The following is a 17,500-nucleotide window of genomic DNA, read 5'->3' as shown; positions in this document are numbered from 1 at the left end:
CTACTTCCAGTCGACGCCTTCTGAACGGTGCCAGGTGAGCCGCTTGGCATCCCACAGTTCCGTGAGTGAGGTGACGCGCCGGGAGAATTCCTCCCACTTGTCGTCACCACTGCCGGTCCATGCGACCTCAGCAATGGCAGTCAGACGCGGCAGGAGCTTCTCAAAGAGCTGTTCACGCGTGCGGATGTACTCTGCCCACACACATGCTTCAACACCGATCACCGCCCGAGGATCCAGCCCTTCGAGCGCGGTGCGCGGATTCCACTCCAGCGCTGTCCGGAACGGTAGAGGCCCGGCCCAGTCCTGGCCCCACGGCTCATCGGCATTCTCTTTCATATCCAGATATGATTTCTGTCCAGGCGACACGATGACGCGTGCACCGCGCTCAATGCCCGCCAGCACGCCCTCAGTATGATTGTTGGTGGTATCCCACAGCTGCACGATGTCGCCCTCGTGTGCCATTGCGCCCGCTTCCTGCCACATGATCGCCCGCCTGCCGCATGCGTGGACGCGTTCCACCGCCATTGTGACCAGGGCGCGGAACTCGTCGTGAGGTGTGGAATGGCTTTCGTCGCCGCCGATATGCATACCGAGCGGCGAGTCAGCTGCCAGCTGTCCGATCACTTCGTCCATGAAGCGTTCGGTGTCGGCTGCCTGCGTGCTCAGCGTCGACATTCCCACGTCGATACCTTCGTAGACATCCCGCGCCTGACCGTCGGGATTCAGACCCGGCATCGCGTGCAGTGCGGCGTTGGTGTGTCCCGGCATATCAACCTCAGGCACCACGTCAACTCCGCGGGCACTCGCGTAGCGTCGCAGATCGTTGTACTGCTCGACAGTCAGGTATCCGCCACCTTCGCCATTCACGGCACTCTGTGATGATTTTTCCGTCAGTTCGGGAAGAGCGGGAATTTCGACTCGCCACCCCTGGTCGTCACTCACGTGCAGGTGAAGGACGTTCAGTGACAGGCTTGCCATCAAATCGACGATCTCCTTGAGGACATCGAGGGAAAAGAAGTGGCGCACAGTGTCGATCATGAGGCCGCGCCATTCGAATTCGGGCCAGTCCACAATCGTTCCGCTCAGCGCGACTCCGCCTCTCTTGAGCTGATTCAGTGTGCGGCTGGCGCGCACCACACCAACCTCGGTGATGGCCCGAATATGAGTGCCGTCCTCACCGATCGTCAGGGCGTACGCCTCCTTTTCCTGGAAAGGCTCCAGTGCCGTGTCAATACCCAGTTGCGTCGCGTCCTGAACCAGTTTCGTCGTGACAGGTGAGAACCGTCCTGCACCCTCGGACATATCGGCATGTCGGACAGTGGGAATTACGGGCACATACATGACATTCTCCTCAGTGGCTGATGTGGTGGCTACTTTACCCGACGGATGACTCGTCAAGCTCGATCATGGTCCCATCCCACCCGTCTTTCCATTGACGAGCCATCGCGACCAGGTCACGTGGATAGACTTCCGCTCTTCGGGCTTCGATCTCAAGATCGTCCAAGTCCCACCACGTCATCGCATCGAGCACGCTGCGCTCCAGTTCAGTCCAGCCGTCCCAGTTCAACTCTGTGCGGTGCACGTGCGCAACGAAGAACCATTCCTCCTGGCGCGCTGTCACGTTGAGAAAATCGAACAGCGCGCGCCGATGCAGGACAGGGCCAACAAGACGAGTCGGATCCAGGGCGATCCCCGTCTCTTCACGAATTTCGCGCACCGCCGTCTGCTGCAGTGTTTCGCCTTCTTCCTGCCCGCCTCCTGTGGTGAACCACCAGGAGCGTGTGACATTTTCTGAATCGTGTCCGCGCACGAGGAGCAGCTTGCCGTCCTCGTCGAATACGGCTACGCGGGCAGCGCGTCGGAACGGTATGCCGTCTTGGTCTGGAATCCATTCCGGTCCAAGGTCACTCACTCGTTATCGTCCAATCTGCCTGTTGGCGTGAGCACTGCGCGTGCGCGTCAGGAACACGTCTCGGGACGCGATCAACTGCTGCAGCATGTCCTGATCCTGTGCCACGCGATCTGCGTGCCTGCCTGCCTTACGGTGGATCATTTCATCCATTCCCAATGCGGCAGCCAGTCGCTGGAAATTCTTCATGGCGCGTTTGGCAGCGCGACCGCCCTGAGCTGCCCACCTAACGGCTGAACGGCGGGCACCGCGGTTGACCACCATTGTCACTTCGCCCGGCAGGATCCATCCGGTACGCACATAGGGCTCCAACCCGTTGGCAATGGTGCGCGCCTGCCGCGCGGACATGACCAGCAGCGCGACGATCCACGCGATGAAGATCGGGACCTCGACGAAGAGGTAAAACACGAACCAGCGTTCCATCGACGTGCTGGCCAGGTAGTTCCACGATCCGTGGATGAGGACCGCGACGATCCACCCCAGCGGCAAGGTCCAGACCCATGCGAGACCCGACTTGTGGCGCACCACGCCCCACGCTGCCGCCAGCCCGATGAACGAGGTGGCCATCGGATGCAGGAACGGGCTCATGATGCCGCGCATGAACCACGTGATCATCAGTTGGCCCTCTTCTGAGCTGCGCAGGAAGTACTGGATGTTCTCGATAAACGCGAAACCTGCGCCTGCCATTCCGGCGTAGACGATACCGTCAATCAGCGAGTTGATGCGGTAACGTCGCCAGGCCAGAACAAACACCACGCCCGCGCCCTTGAGGGTCTCTTCCACGATGGGTGCCACGATCGAGGCCGTAGCTACCATCGTCAGGCCTGAGTGCCCGGTGATCAACTGGATGTTCGTCTGCAGCGCAGTGTTGATCACCATCGCCACCACTGCTGCAGCTCCCGCTCCCCACACGAAGGTCACGAGCATCGCGACCCACGGTTCGGGTTCCCAGCGATCAATAAAACGCAGCACTGCGATGATGAATCCCAAGGGAATCAATGCCAGCACTCCGGTCAGAACTGTTGACGGTAAACCACCGGTGCGCACGTATCCGAACAGCGCAAAACCCAGTGCCGCCACGCCAACAATGGTGAAAATGATTTCAAACCACGCAATCGAGCGCTTGCGCGTGGGCGGAGACCACACGGGAGCGACTTCCTGCGGACTGGGCACACCCGTTGCCGGCGCGCCTGCCGGGGCGTCAGCCCACTGATTCCCGCCGACGCGACCAATCCTGGCAAGGCGGTAGTCCTCGCCGGGACCTCCCCACTTCACACGTTGCTCGCTCACGGGTCTCACCGCCTTTAGTTACTGCGCGTCGTCGAAGTCGATGCTCGATGGCACTCGTGCATGGCCGTACAGGTGAGCGATGCGCACCAACGGATGAGCACGCAGTCGCCTAATTTGTGTCACGTCTAGATTATGCACTGAACGAGCCACATGCACGCGGTAGTGCGACGCGTCGAGAGCGCTGATCAGGTGTGCAGCATCGGCATCGTCACGCGCCTCGTCGCGCAGCTGGGGTGTCATGCACGCACGAATCTGTCGCGACAGGGCCGACTCGGCATTCAGACGTCTTGCAGCCATCTGCGCATCGCCGTCAGACAGTCCGTCAATGTCACGCTTGCGGTCGAAATCGTCATCCACCAGTGGGGTTCCGCTCAACGCCAGGCAGCGCGCGGCAGCATCGTCCAAGTCGGCGCTTCCCTGTCCTGCCAGTCCGCTGGCCGCCAGCAGCCCTGCATCGACGGCTCGTCTGATCAAATGCGTGTCGAGGGCGACGCGTGACATCGTCACGCGCCAATGCAACCTGTCCAGGCGCCCAGCCAACATGACGCACTGCCAGATCAATACCGCCACAACCACGATGACACCGGCCAGGAGGATCCACTGCCACAGGCTCATTGGTCAACCTCCCGCAGCCGTCCGCCACGCATGAGCGACAAGGCGTTCTGCCTGCCAGGATCTTCACGCGCCCCGGCCACAACGGTCTGGTACACAGCCATAATGCGATCAGTGACGGTCGACCAGTCATAGGCGGCTGATGCGGCCTGCCCTCGTACGGCAAGTTCGTCCAAAGCGTCCGCGTCGCTCAAGGCATTGACGAGGGCGTCCGCCAGTGCAGTCGAATCGCCGCTGTGGAACAACATTCCGGCGTCACCATTGTTGAGAACGGCTCGGAAGGCTTCGATATCGGATGCGACGACGGCACACCCTGCAGCCATCGCTTCGACCAGCACAATGCCGAAGGATTCTCCCCCTGTTTGCGGCGCAACATAGATTGTCGCGCCAGCCAGCAGTGATTCTTTTTCCTCGTCCGTAATTTCGCCCAGGAACTCCACTGAGTCTCCCAGGCCTTCCAGATCGGTTCGTATCTGGCCGGCATCGCCGCGTCCTGCGATCATAAAGCGCGCCCCGGGGACGTGTTCAAGCACTGTGCGGATCGCACCGGCAAATATGCCCAGTCCTTTCCGCGGCTCATCGAGGCGTCCCAAGAAGACGACCACCGGCCTGTGCTGGGTGGCTTCCCACTGTGGCAGCGGCTGAGCGCGACGGAAGTTCTCCGTCTCAACGCCGTTGGGGATAATCACAGCGTCACCACCATGGTGTTCGATCAGGGTGCGGCGCGCTTCAGCCGACACTGCGATGCGCGCACTCAGGCGCTCCATGAGGGGGCGGATCATGCCCGCGGTGATTTCCCTGGCGTAGGAGCGCTCCATTGCTGAATGGAATGTTCCCACCATGGGCACATCCGCATTGATCAAGGCCAGGAAGGACACAGATGGCACCCCTGGTTCATGGATATGGACGACATCGAAGTCGCCCTCGTCGAGCCATTTCCTGGTGCGTACGGCTGAACGTGGAGTAAATGAGAGGCGTGCGACGGACCCGTTGAAGGGGATCGGAATGGTCTCACCCGCGCCGACGGCCCAGCTCGGTAAGTCTGTGTCGTGTTTGGCCGGAGTCAGAACGGAGACGGTGTGGCCTCGGCGGATAAGCTCTTCAGCAAGGTCACGCACGTGGAACTGGACGCCTCCAGGCACGTCCCATGCGTAGGGGTTGACGATTCCGATTTTCACTGTGAGTCCTCGACGCGTCGGCGGGCCCTGGCCAGGCGTTCTGGATCGAGGTCGTCGACAAATAGCGGTTGCATCATGTGCCAGTGTGCCAGATGTTCACGAATCATAGGGACAAGCGCGTCGACCCACGCCTGGGTGTGTGTTTCCACACTGGTACGCGATTGGGTAGCGCCGGGATTGTCGATCACGTCGGAAATATCGATGCGAATGTGGCTACCTGTGGTGTGATAGATCATCGCGGCTGCCAGTGGGCGGTCCAGGCGCTGTGCCAAAGCTGCGGGGCCTGCTGCGACAAGTGCGCGGCGGCCTCCAAAATCAACGTCAACGCCTCTGCCTGAAATATCGCGGTCTGCCAGCAGCGGTACCAGAAGGTTGGCGCGTCCCTTCGCCTGGGCAGCGAGCTGGTGAAAGACGGATTCCTTCTTCCCCACCCCGATAATTTCCATACCGAGGTCTTCGCGCAGGTCGACAAACGCCTGGAACAATTCCGGTGGGTCGAGCTTTTCAGCCACGGTCAACACGGGAAGGCCGTTGCGGCACATCCATGCGCCGGCCAGGTCCCAGTTTCCGGCATGTGCGAGGGCGAGCACAACGGGGCCGTCAGCAGCCAGTTCGCGCAGCATGTCCATCCGCGGCACGTCCACCATGTCATCCAAGTTTCCGTCAATGAGGTGTGTGAGCGCGAATTGTTCGGCGTAGGTCTGCGCGCTCAGTCGCACGGCCTGGCGCACGTGGCTCGAAGGGAGCGAATGCCCGGCGACTCGCTCGTGGTTGAAGCGCAGCCGCGCCGTCACGTCTAGCGGGAGTGCGGCGACGATGTCACCTGCCATTCGTGCCGCACCGAACAGAAGTGAGCGTGGCAGGCGCGGAGCGAGGCGAAATGCTGACAGCTGCCAGGCGTTACTCACCCGCGTCGCCTGCCTCGATCTGCTTTTTCGTGTACAGCACGCGCTGCGTCACCGTGATAAGCGAGGCGAATGCCACCCATATCAGTCCGATCGGGTAGAACCACGACCACAGGTTCCAATCGGTCAGGGCTGCGCACACCAACGCGATGATGAGTCGGTCAGTGCGTTCAGCTATACCGACCGACGCGGTAATCCCCATAATTTCAGCCTTGGCACGGGCATAGGGGACGGCTGCCACGCCCACCATCGCGACCGTTCCGGCGATGATCGCGGTCGTGCGTTCAGGTGAAGGCTCCAGGTGGAATACGGCATTGACCAGCAGCGCACCGAACACTGCCCCGTCACCGAGGCGGTCCATCGTCGAATCCAGGAACGCGCCAAACCGTGAGGTCTGTCCGCTGTAGCGTGCAAGCACTCCATCAACGGAATCACAAAACAGGATCACGCCGAGTATGACGCCAGCCTGCCAGACGTAGCCGCGTGCCAGCACCGCACAGGAAATCATGACGACCAGTGTCGTCGATGTTGCTGTCACCATATTCGGTGTGACGTGAAGGCGATGCAGAAGTTTGGCGAAAGGTGTGAAGATCGTCGTCGCCACCGACCTGCCATGATTACCGAGCATCTACTTGTCATCTCCCTGAGGCCACGCCTTGGCCAGACGCTGCCGCACATCACCGAGCAGTTCGGGGAGTGCACGTGAGCGGGCCACGATCGGCAGAAAGTTTGAGTCTCCTCCCCATCGGGGCACCACGTGCTGATGCAGGTGCGCGGCGATTCCGGCTCCGGCAACCTGTCCCTGGTTCATGCCCAGGTTGAAGCCCTGCGCACCCGCCGTCTCACGTTCCACACGCATGGCCGTGGCGGTCAGCTCGCCCAGCTCGATGCGTTCCTCGTCCGTCAAATCCGTGTAGTCGGCAACGTGGCGGTACGGGCACACGAGCATGTGGCCGGAGTTGTAAGGGAACAGATTCATCAATACGAAGCAGGTGCGTCCGCGGTGAACGATCAGTGCCTCTTCATCTGTCTTGTCCGGCGCCGCGCAGAAGGGGCATTCTCCTGCTGACGAGTCCGCAGGCTTGTGATCTCCCTGGATGTAGACCCAGCGGTGGGGCGTCCACAGCCGGTCAAAGCCATCCAATTCACCGGCAAAATCGCCTGAGTCTTCCGCCTGCGGGTCACCCGGATGAGGCTGACCGTTCCTCATGTCGCTGCTCCCCTTCCCTACGCTTTGTCCTCGTTGTTGTGAGTCTCAATGTGGTGCACGATGCGTTCAACGGCTTCATCAACCGGAATGCCGTTATCCTGGCTTCCGTCACGGTAGCGGAACGAGACAGCGCCTGCTTCTTCGTCCTCACCGCCCGCGATCAGCACGAACGGCACTTTTTCCTTCGAGGCGTTGCGAATCTTCTTGCCGAAACGATCATCGGAATGGTCGACCTCAACACGCACGTGGCGCGCGCGCAGTTTCGCAGCCACCTGGTCGACGTACTCATCGAATGCGTCTGCTACGGGAACGAGTTTGACCTGCACAGGTGCCAGCCATGCCGGGAATGCGCCGGCGTAGTGCTCAGTCAGCACGCCGATAAAGCGCTCAACGGATCCGAGCTTGGCGCAGTGAATCATCACCGGACGCTGGTGCGTACCATCGGGCGCAGTGTATTCCAGGCCGAAGCGTTCAGGCTGATTGAAGTCGTACTGGACGGTGGACATCTGCCATGTGCGGCCGATCGCATCCTTGACCTGAACGGAAACCTTCGGACCGTAGAACGCGGCACCGCCTGGATCTGGCACCAGGTCCAGCCCTGTTGACGCGCATGCTTCCTCCAGGATCCGAGTTGCCGCATCCCAGTCCTCATCCGAGCCGATGAACTTGTCTTTCTTCGACTCGTCATCACTGCGGGTGGACAGTTCCAGATAGAAGTCCGTCAACCCGAATTCGCGCAGAATCGACAAGAAGAAGTTCAGCAGCATCGTGATTTCGTCGCGCGCCTGTTCAGGTGTGCAGTACGTGTGCGAATCATCCTGCGTAAATCCGCGCATACGTGTCAGGCCGTGCACCACTCCGGACTTTTCGTAGCGGTAGTCGTGTCCCATTTCGAAAAATCGCAGAGGCAGTTCACGGTAGGAACGCCCTCGTGAACGGAAAATCAGGTTGTGCATCGGGCAGTTCATGGCCTTGAGGTAGTACTCCTGGCCTTCACGCGTCACGTGCCCGTCTTCTGCGCGTTCTTCATCGACCATCATCGGCGGAAACATCGTGTCCGCGTAGTACGGGAGGTGACCCGAGGTGTGGAATACGCCTGACTTGGTGATCTCAGGCGTATGAACGAAGTCAAAGCCTGCTTCCAGGTGGCGCTGCGTGACGTACTCTTCGATCACGTGACGCAAAATACCGCCTTTGGGGTGGAACAGAACCAGGCCGGGGCCAACTTCCTCGGGGAATGAGAACAGGTCAAGTTCCTGTCCCAGTCGCCGGTGGTCGCGGCGCTGTGCTTCCTTGATTCGTTCCTGGTAGGCGACGAGGTCGTCCTTGCTGGCCCACGCGGTGCCGTAAATGCGTTGCAGGTGATCATTGTTCTGATCACCTTTCCAGTACGCTGCCGACGACTTCGTCAATGCGAAGCCATTGCCGATCAGTTTGGTGGACGGCAGGTGCGGGCCGCGGCACAGATCTTTCCATGCGACGCTGCCGTCGCGCCGCACATTGTCGTAGATTGTCAGTTCGCCGTGGCCGACCTCAACGGACGCGCCTTCTGCGCCTGATCCCTTCGTAGTGACCAATTCGAGCTTGTAAGGTTGGTCAGCCAGTTCGGCGCGCGCCTCGTCTTCGGTGACGACGCGGCGGCGGAACGTTTGGCCTTCCTTAATGATCCGCTTCATGCGTTTTTCGAGGTCGCGAAGCATTTCTGGGGTCACTGCATCGATGTTGCCGAAGTCGTAGTAGAAGCCGTCCGTGATGAACGGGCCAATTCCCAGGTTGACGTCCGGAAATACATCCTGCACTGCCTGGGCCAGCACGTGCGTGGTGGAGTGGCGCAGAATCTGCAGACCTTCCTGAGAATCCAGCGTAATAGCGCTGACTTCAGCGCCATTGGGAATTTCAGCGGTCAGATCGGTCGGTGCGCCGTTGACGTTCATGGCGATTACCCGCCGGTTGGAGGAGTACCACGTGGCTCCTGTTGTTCCTTCGTCAATCTGTTCAATGTTGCCGTCAATGGTCGCGGTCAGTTCTGACACGATGATGCTCCTTCTCTGGCACGCTGTACGGGTGCGTGCCGATCAATGTCCCAAGCCATCGTAGCGCGTGCGCGGCGAACCAGATTCTCCACTGCATGTTTCGTGGCCAACGCAGCTTTCAGGGCGCTGACTGCTCCGGGGATCACCGGCACGTCCCACGCGCCGTCCACGTCAGTAAATGACTGGCACCAGCGACGCTTATAGCGGCCCACCGAATACAGCTCCGGCACACGTGGCGAATACACGCCCATCAGGTCAAGCCCCTTGACGCCTTCCTTCGCCAGCCGAACAGCCACGTCAAAATCCAATGCGTCAGGCCCCAGCACGGTGCGCGCCTGATCTGTCGATGCGCCGTAGTAGGCAACAGCTTGCTTATCGTGCACCAACACCAGATCCCAGCACACCAGTGTGTCATCGGGCAGACGCACGCCGAACAGTCGGGAAGATTCGGGCATGGAGTCCAGCATCGACCAGTAGACCTGCGGCGGATGTGGATGGAACCCATCCCTGCGCGCTGTTTCCTTCATCACCTCGTAGTACTCACGGAATGCTGCGCGCGTCAGGCCTGTTTCTTCAACGACTCGCGCGCCTCCCTCGGCCATCTTCTTCTTGGCTCTGCGTACTGCACGGCGTCCGTCTTTCGTCATGGTCGCGAGAATCGAATCCTCAGTGCCGCCGCTGATGTCAATGATTGCGGTGCGGTCATATGTGATGAACTGGAGTGACTCATGCAGGTCCGGCGCCTGGAAGAAGGCGTGCATGCGGATAAAGGCGATGCTTCTGTCGCGGTTCCTGACCATGCGTACCAGGTCGGCCCGCAAGGCAGCTTCACTATCGGGTGACTGTTCTTTCAGCCAGACTGGTCCGTGTTTGGCCCACAAGTACTTCACTCCGCGTAGCGAATACTCGTACAGTGCGATGATCGCCTGGTCTTTATCGTCTTTTTCCCATGCAAAACGGCCCCATAGTCGCCGTCCCTGCGTCTGTTCGAATGCCTCCCACGGCGCTGCCTGTTCGATCGGCAGCGGTATCACGCCAGCGGCGGCGATCCTCATCTGATCTGCGGTCAGTTCACGCAGCTCGGTTGCCATGATGGCTCCTCCTTAGAATGAGCGGTCTGTGGCCTCAGGGTAAAAACGTCGGAACTTGCGGATATGGTTGAGCGTCTGGAGAGCGACGATCGCCGATCGTACCAGTGACGTTTCAGCGGTGTAGACCAGCGGATTCTTGCGCTTGCCGCTGCGCTGCAACGCGTGGACGCGTTGGCGCAGTTCTTCATCGCGCACGTAGTGGCGCAGCAGTGCATCGGGAACTAGGGAGTAGAGAATTTTGTTGTGCACTTCCTGCGGCTTGACGTGCTCATGGTCAATCAGGTCGCGCACCATGATGGACATGGGGTTCACGCCCGCAGCGCTCATGTACCAACTGTTGCGTCCGATGCGCGGATTGACTTCAAAGAACACGGCTCGGCCGTCACGCGGATCCACTTTGACGTCGAAGTTGGCAAATCCGCGATATCCGGTGTCGGTCAGAAAAGCACGGGCACTGTCCCACAGATCGTCGAATGGCTCGGTGATCATCGCAACAGGGTTGCCGATCATGGTGGGCGCATGGTCCTCGAGCAGCACGCGTGCCGACCCGATCATTGTCACGTCGCCGTGAGAGTCGACGTACGCGGTGATGGAACGCATCTGCGTGTTGTCTCCGGGGATGAGTTCCTGCACAAGGAACGTATCGTCGAATCCTGCCTTACGCAGCGTCGCCCACAGCTCGTCCAGTTCGGCTGCGGTCTCGATGAAATAGATCTTCCGTTTACCTGGGAAGTCGACCTGGTCGTAGGCGTCCCCTCGCGCCGCTTTGGCAACGACGGGGAAGTCGAACGGTAACGAGGGTGTCTCACCACTCCCCACGTTCACGCTGACGGTGCGAGGTGTGTCAATGCCAAGTTCGGTGCAGATCTGTGCGAACTGAGCTTTATCTGTGACGCGTTCGGTGACCTCAACGGGTGGGAAAGGCAGTGAGTATCCTGCTTTTTCAAGTTCGCTGTGATAGCGCCCGACGAATACCGAGTGTCGGTCGTCGTTCGCCATGAGTACGAGTTTCCTGCCGGGATTCGCAGCTGCCAGCCCGCGGAGGACTGCAAGTGTCTGCCGGTCATCCGCATGTGGCGGAAGTGTTTCCACGTCAAAAAAGACGGAGCGTGTAATCGCATCTGTTGGGGATGCCGCCAGGCAGATGCAGCGGCACCCGTAGGCTTCGTGGAATGAACGCCCGATGGCGTACACGCCGATGTCACCGCCGACAATGACGGGAAGAAGGTCTGTAGTCATCCTTCTACTGTAGCGGCTGGCGATCCGTCCACTCGGTCAGTTCGACGCGAGGCCCGGTGAAGAACGGAGTGTCTTCGCGCACGAATAGTCGAGCTTCCGCGTCGCGCTGGCGACGCAGCACACCCATGACGCGGTCGAGGCTGTCGGATTCGAGGGCGACCGTCCACTCGTAGTCCCCCAGCGCGAATGCGGCCAGCGTGGAAACCTGCACGTCCAGGTAGTCGACGCCGTTCATGCCGTGCTCTTTCAAGATGGCAGCGCGGCGAGCTTTCGGCAGGTAGTACCAGTCCCAGCTGCGCACAAAGGGGTAGACGGCGCAGTATCCGCGCGGCGCTGCACCGTTGAAGCAGGCGGGCAGGTGACGGGTGTTGAATTCGGCAGCCTTGTGTGCCGCCATTGCTGACCACACGGGTTCGAGAGCTGCGCCCAAGTCAGACGCAACGATCGCATGGTAGCCGGCCTGCAGTTTGTCGGCGCTGTCAGACAGTGCCCACATCATCAGGTCAGCGTCAGCGCGGTATCCGCCCACGTCATACCACCCTCGAATTTCCACGCCGGTGTCCCGCACGGCTCGTTCCATTGCCGCCGCCAAGTCGTGTGCGCTGTCGGCCGGCAACGGCACCACGGTGCGGAAGACGCACTGCAGCGAGTAATTGTCGCGCGCGTTGACTTCTTCGGGGTCAATGTCGGTCCGGTCGCGAGGGTCGTGAACCGGTGCCGGATGGTGACCATGTGGCATTTCACTCATGGGTTTCTCCTTGGTTGGGGTGATTAAAACAGGTTGGACGCATCTGGTAGGACTCACGCGGCAGGCAGCATTCCTGCGAGCATGTCACGGGCCACCTGATGTCAATCGCGTCGCCCGCTGCCCCGCTTCCGATCCGTTCGCAGACCACGTCAGCGAGCGAGGACACGAACGCTGGATCGGTGCCTGGAGTGGCGGCGCGCCGATAGTCCATTCCCAGATTGTCTGCAGTCGCCTTGGCTTCAGTGTCGAGGTCGTAGACCACTTCCATGTGGTCGGAAATAAAGCCAATCGGCGCGACGACCACGGCGCGCGTGCCGCCATCATGCAGGAATTCAAGATGGTCATTGATATCCGGTTCGAGCCACCGCGACTGTGGCGGACCCGATCGGGAACAGTACGCCAAATCGAATGGCACCTCTCGCCCCAGTTCGTCACTAACGCGTCTACAGATTTCCTCGCCCAGCTGGTGGTGCTGGCCGACATACGTGGGCAGGTGGTGGTCACCGGAGTTAGCCTCCATCGACACGGGGATGGAGTGCGTGACGAGGACAAGGTGCGGGTCGTCCAGCTCACGCATTGCGCGTGTGATGGAACGGACGTGGGCGCTGAGAATTCCCTGCGTCGTGTAATAGGGACGCACTTTCGTCAAAACCAGCTCACTGGCTTTGTCGCCCAGCTCGTCGAGCGCCGCAGCCAGATCTTCGCGGTACTGGCGACACCCGGAATAAGAAGCGAACGCTGAGGTGAAGACACATAGGACAGTGCGGTGTCCCAGGTCGATCAGGCTCGTCAGTGTTTCCGTGAAGTAGGGGTGCCAGTTGCGGTTTCCGACAACGACTGGGCATTTGACTCCTCGCTGCTCGAGTTCGCCAGCGAGGGCGCGCGAAAATTCGTCGTTGCATTCATTGATCGGGCTCTTCCCCCCAAACAGGCTGTAATGGCCGCCGACCTGGATGAGACGCTCGTCAGGGATCCCTTTGCCGCGCGTGGCGTTGCGCAAAAACGGCAAAATGTCGTCGGGTTGCCTGGGTCCTCCGTAGCTGCAGAGCATGATCGCATCCACGCTGGTTGTTTCGGCCTTCACGTTGAGCAATTTAAACAGAAAAGTGTGCTCTTCGCTTGGATTAGTCCTGCGGATGTTTTATGACTGAGCGTCGCTTCGAGCGGGCAGCGCCCTGCCTCGTTCGTCCATACCGAGGCGAGCGTAGGCCGTGGGAACTGTCACGAGCATCCACACTGCGCAGCAGGCAGCTGCCACTGCGGTCGCCCACGCGCTCATCGTTGCTCCCCATGCGGCCACCAGCACGGAAATCACGAATGGACCCACCGTCGGGCCCACCTGCGAGATGGCCTGCCAGATTCCCAGGAATCGGGAGCGGTTGATGTCCGGAGACAGATCGACTCCCATCGTCATAACGGTTCCTGCGCTGAATCCGTTGCCGAACCCCACGACACATGCACTGACCATGAAGCTCACGACTCCCCCGCTCAGGGCCAATCCCACGAACCCTGCCGCCATGATCAACAGGCACGGCAGAACGGATGCTCGTCTGCCGAAACGGTCCATGATCGCGCCTGAGAAGTAGAAGACGGCGACATCCAGTCCCGCTGAAATCGCGAAGGTCGCTGATATGAGTTCCTCTGTGATTCCGAGGCTCGTGCCCACCAGAGGCACCACAATGATCTGGTTGGTGCGCACCAGCGACAGCAGAACTGTCCCCACCGACAGCAGCATGGTCGACACGACGTCCACGTGGGTACGAGGGCGACGCTGCAAAGACGCCGGCGGCGTTTCACTGGACGATCGTTGGGACGCCGGCGGTTTGACATCCAGAATTTCGGGCGTAGGCGCGGTGAACAACAGGATCAGACTCAGGGCAAGCACGGTGGCTGCGATGAAGAACCAGAATGTGCCGGGAATACCTCCCAGCACAATGGCCAGCGACGCCAGCGCAGGACCGATCAACCGGCCGAGCCTGGACATTCCTCCGAGCATCGACATTGATCGTGCTCGCCATGTCATAGGCACGGATTCTGCCACATAGGACTGCCGCGCCAATTGCCACATGTCTCCGGCGATCGAAATGGCGACCATCGCGATAACGAATGCAACAACTGCACGGTTAATGCCGGGAAACCGTAGACATACCAGGGCGCATGTTCCGGCCAGCACAGCGATCAGCCCGCCGATGACGAATGATGAGCGGTCGCCGATGCGGTCGACCATCCGGCCGATCGGTACAGATGCGATGACACCGGCAACGCCCATGATTCCCACCATCGCCGATGCCCATGACTCGCTCATCTGCATGGACAGCCCGGCCAATACCACCACTGAATTGAGCGCACCGATACCGGTGGACCATGTCAGTGACGGGACGTAGACCGGGAGAGCCAGCAGGACAATTGGCGATGATGACCGTCGCATGAAGGTCTAGCGTAGTGCCATCACATCAAGCGCTGTACCGACAAACATACGTACGCCACGCACCATAGCGTCTTCGTTTGGTGAGAACGTTACGGTATGCCCAGCAGTCGGCGAATCAACAAGGATACGAATGAATGAAGCCTGGCCCCCATTGGACTGCACCCGATCCATCATGAACGAATAGTCTTCCGATCCAGGTGAAATCAGTCGGTTGGGCGAAGCAGGGCGCACCTCAACTTGTTCGGCTACCCGATCGATGCGCTCCATCAGCTCTGGAGAGGACTCGAGTGAAATTGCTTCTCCTGTTTTCGTGATCTCGCATTCGACTCCATGCATGTGCCCGGCATCTTCAAGAATCCGTCGGGCATATTCCTCCATATACGCATTGATCTGAGTGTTGGCGCCGCGAATTTCCACCAGCATAGTGGCATTGTTGGCAATGATGTTACGGCCCGATCCAGCGTGGACAACACCCACGTTCACGCGCGTTTCTCCCTGTGAATTTCGCGGAAGCGCATACAGGTTGAGGATCGCTGTAGCAACAGCAGGCATCACGTTCCTGCCTTTTTCCGGAGCTCCTGCAGCGTGAGACGCCAAACCGGTGTAAGTCACGTCCAGTTTCGTTGTGGCCAGTGATCCGCCTGCGCCCGCGTATATATCAAACTCGTTGCATTGGTTCGATGCTGTCACATGAGAACCGAGCATGACAGTTACATCATCAAGGTGTCCGTGCGCGACGATGGATTTTGCTCCACGCACGCCTTCTTCAGCTGGCTGAAAGACTAACTTGAGGGTACCTGACCATTGATCGCGCATTTCCATCATCAGCTGCGCAACTCCCAGGCCGATGCTCGTGTGGCAATCGTGTCCGCATGCGTGCATCGTGTTGGCATGCACGGATTGAAAGCCTTCCCTGTTCGGGAAATGCTCTGGATCCGTCGTTTCTGCCAGCGGAAGCGCATCGATGTCAAAGCGCATTCCCACAACCGGGCCGTCACCGTTCTCAAGGATGCCGACGGCTCCGGTAAAACCGCCTTTCATGGCTTCAAGAAGTTCCTCCGGTGCACCTTCCTGCAGCGCTCTCTGGTAAGCCGATTCGAGTTCCTCTGCGGGAGGCACTCCCATACGGGCAGACTCTTCGCACACTTCTTTACCCACACGAACGATGTAACCCAGCTCGCGAAGTCGCTGAACGACAATACTGGTGGTTCTGAATTCTTCCCACCCTAGTTCCGGATGCTGATGAAGGTCACGACGTACAGCGATGAGGTCGTCAGCGATCTCATTGGAGCGTGCGACGATGGTGTCAAACATGGTCTTCTCCTTTCTCAGTGAATCAGATACAGCCAGATAAAGGATGTGGTGATCTGCGTGATGTACGCCGCCGCCATCACAGGAATTGTGCGTTTTGCCAGGTCGACGGGATTGACTTCCGCCAGACCCGACACCGCGATCAATACACCGGAGATCGGCGACATTGAACGTCCGATGCCCGCCGACAGCTCCATCGGCAGAGCTATTGCTACAGCAGGCTGGCCAAGGGGCTGCGCCACCTGAGGAGCCAGGGGTGCAAAAGCGAACCATGCTGCGTTTCCCGACCCGGTAAGGAGTGCAGTCAACAGGATTATCAGTGTCATGAGCACTGTCATGACGACAACGCCCAGGTGCAAATTGAACGCTCCATCGACAATGAACTTGATGAATCCGATTTGCGTGAGGCCTGCCGCGAACATCTGTCCTGCGACGATAAGCGTGGCAATTGCAACGAACTGCTTCCCCATTCCTTGAAAGAACACTTTCATGATTTCGCTGGCTCTGCTGAATGAGCGATATCTGATCATTTCGATGATCAGGACCACCAACATTGATGTCAGCATTGACGTCGCAACATTCATCTTGACGGAGGAGATGAGATATTCCGAAAAAACAATGAGTAAGACGAGCGGTATGAGCGGCAGAACTGCATAGTAGACGGGGGTCTTGAGCTCGGTTTTTACACTGCCTGTATCCGGTGAGGCTCCTGATGCTTCCTGTTCGAGATTCGAGGGCGGATTCATTTCCGGCAGCGTTCCGGCTTTCTTGTCGAAATGACGCTGAATCAGCATGTGGCTGATGGCAATCACTGCCATCGTCACAATTGCCACAGGCCCCTGATAGTCGATGAAGTATTTCTGAACGGTCATGGAGGACACCTCGGCCGACAAATTGGAGTTCGACGACGCTGGCCCGAGATCCAGGCAGGAGGTTGTCGCAATCAATGCTGCCGCGCTCAGACGCGAAATCCTCAAGGAACGCAGAAGGGGATACAAAGTCACCATAAGCAGCATTGCCAAGCCAGATGCAGACGGAATGATCATTCCGAGGCACTGTCCGAAAATATACGCGATTCCAAGGAAAATGTATGGCCTACGGATCCGCGACAGCGGCTTCATAGCGAGGTGCACCAGCATTGCGCTGGCACCGACTTTTTCCATTATCAGAGAGAATCCGCCCACAGCCATGATGATGAGTCCAAGACTGGCGGATGTGGAGGCAAATGTGTCGCGTAAGAAATCCACGACGTCAAGAACCATATTCCCCGTGGTTTTCTCGCTGTCCATCAGCGGCTCTTCAGACAGAGGGAGTGAAATGAAAAGAAGCAACAATCCTGCAAGGATCAATACTGTTTGTGGATGGTGTTTCTTAATGATCAGCCATGCCACTACAACTGTGACAGCCAAGCCAATCAAAAATCCGATTAGCGTCATCGCCTATGGCCTTTCGACTTCAACTATTGACTAAAGGGTCTCTTGAAGTCTAAGGCACATAAAACAAATGGTGGGCGATACTGGGATCGAACCAGTGACCTCTTCCGTGT

16 protein-coding genes are annotated in these 17,500 nt (G+C 59.1%); all 16 read right to left on the bottom strand.

The window, feature by feature from the left end:
• The 16 genes from AC1DA5_RS03040 to dcuC are packed head-to-tail and all read right to left on the bottom strand — an operon-like array spanning position 1 to position 17,390.
• Positions 1-1,341: a family 20 glycosylhydrolase gene (locus AC1DA5_RS03040; RefSeq protein ID WP_070726612.1), complete on the bottom strand. Its 1,341-nt coding sequence runs from the start codon at positions 1,339-1,341 to the stop codon at positions 1-3.
• 34 nt (positions 1,342-1,375) lie between these two features.
• Positions 1,376-1,912, bottom strand: coding sequence for an NUDIX hydrolase (locus AC1DA5_RS03035; protein ID WP_480289172.1), 537 nt, complete (start codon positions 1,910-1,912; stop codon positions 1,376-1,378).
• Between the two features lie 3 nt (positions 1,913-1,915).
• Entirely contained in the window at positions 1,916-3,199 is a 1,284-nt protein-coding gene (locus tag AC1DA5_RS03030; protein WP_480289171.1) for a PrsW family intramembrane metalloprotease, read from the bottom strand.
• A gap of 18 nt (positions 3,200-3,217) precedes the next feature.
• The gene (locus tag AC1DA5_RS03025; RefSeq protein WP_070726607.1) at positions 3,218-3,814 is read right to left on the bottom strand and encodes a hypothetical protein; all 597 of its coding nucleotides are present in this window, start codon (positions 3,812-3,814) and stop codon (positions 3,218-3,220) included.
• A complete protein-coding gene (locus AC1DA5_RS03020; RefSeq protein WP_480289169.1) occupies positions 3,811-4,989 on the bottom strand; it encodes a glycosyltransferase family 4 protein in 1,179 nt (392 codons plus the stop codon). The genes AC1DA5_RS03025 and AC1DA5_RS03020 overlap by 4 nt, the downstream gene beginning before the upstream one ends.
• Complete coding sequence (locus AC1DA5_RS03015; protein ID WP_058236595.1) at positions 4,986-5,897, bottom strand: phosphatidylinositol mannoside acyltransferase; 912 nt, start codon at positions 5,895-5,897, stop codon at positions 4,986-4,988. The genes AC1DA5_RS03020 and AC1DA5_RS03015 overlap by 4 nt, the downstream gene beginning before the upstream one ends.
• Complete coding sequence (pgsA, locus tag AC1DA5_RS03010) at positions 5,890-6,522, bottom strand: phosphatidylinositol phosphate synthase (protein WP_058236594.1); 633 nt, start codon at positions 6,520-6,522, stop codon at positions 5,890-5,892. The genes AC1DA5_RS03015 and pgsA overlap by 8 nt, the downstream gene beginning before the upstream one ends.
• Positions 6,523-7,104 carry an HIT family protein gene (locus tag AC1DA5_RS03005; protein WP_058236593.1) on the bottom strand — a complete coding sequence of 194 codons (582 nt, stop codon included), beginning with the start codon at positions 7,102-7,104 and terminating at the stop codon, positions 6,523-6,525.
• A 17-nt stretch (positions 7,105-7,121) separates the two neighbouring features.
• Complete coding sequence (gene thrS, locus AC1DA5_RS03000; protein WP_092648526.1) at positions 7,122-9,137, bottom strand: threonine--tRNA ligase; 2,016 nt, start codon at positions 9,135-9,137, stop codon at positions 7,122-7,124.
• Positions 9,125-10,228 carry a lipid II:glycine glycyltransferase FemX gene (locus AC1DA5_RS02995; protein WP_070726596.1) on the bottom strand — a complete coding sequence of 368 codons (1,104 nt, stop codon included), beginning with the start codon at positions 10,226-10,228 and terminating at the stop codon, positions 9,125-9,127. Before AC1DA5_RS02995 ends, thrS begins: the two co-directional genes overlap by 13 nt.
• Before the next feature lie 12 nt (positions 10,229-10,240).
• Positions 10,241-11,467 (bottom strand): carboxylate--amine ligase, encoded by a 1,227-nt coding sequence (locus tag AC1DA5_RS02990; RefSeq protein WP_058236591.1) that lies wholly within the window; start codon positions 11,465-11,467, stop codon positions 10,241-10,243.
• 4 nt (positions 11,468-11,471) lie between these two features.
• Positions 11,472-12,215 (bottom strand): hydrogen peroxide-dependent heme synthase, encoded by a 744-nt coding sequence (hemQ, locus tag AC1DA5_RS02985; protein ID WP_227469305.1) that lies wholly within the window; start codon positions 12,213-12,215, stop codon positions 11,472-11,474.
• Positions 12,208-13,299: a ferrochelatase gene (locus AC1DA5_RS02980; RefSeq protein WP_070726594.1), complete on the bottom strand. Its 1,092-nt coding sequence runs from the start codon at positions 13,297-13,299 to the stop codon at positions 12,208-12,210. The genes hemQ and AC1DA5_RS02980 overlap by 8 nt, the downstream gene beginning before the upstream one ends.
• A gap of 57 nt (positions 13,300-13,356) precedes the next feature.
• The gene (locus AC1DA5_RS02975) at positions 13,357-14,643 is read right to left on the bottom strand and encodes an MFS transporter (protein ID WP_058236589.1); all 1,287 of its coding nucleotides are present in this window, start codon (positions 14,641-14,643) and stop codon (positions 13,357-13,359) included.
• 6 nt (positions 14,644-14,649) lie between these two features.
• Complete coding sequence (locus tag AC1DA5_RS02970) at positions 14,650-15,957, bottom strand: amidohydrolase (protein ID WP_058236588.1); 1,308 nt, start codon at positions 15,955-15,957, stop codon at positions 14,650-14,652.
• Between the two features lie 14 nt (positions 15,958-15,971).
• Positions 15,972-17,390 carry a C4-dicarboxylate transporter DcuC gene (dcuC, locus tag AC1DA5_RS02965; RefSeq protein WP_058236587.1) on the bottom strand — a complete coding sequence of 473 codons (1,419 nt, stop codon included), beginning with the start codon at positions 17,388-17,390 and terminating at the stop codon, positions 15,972-15,974.
• Positions 17,391-17,500 lie beyond the last annotated feature (110 nt).

The organism is Pauljensenia sp. C0254C2, from assembly GCF_056583835.1.
Note: the sequence above shows the minus strand (reverse complement) of the source record. Positions and strands in the feature narration are given on the sequence as shown.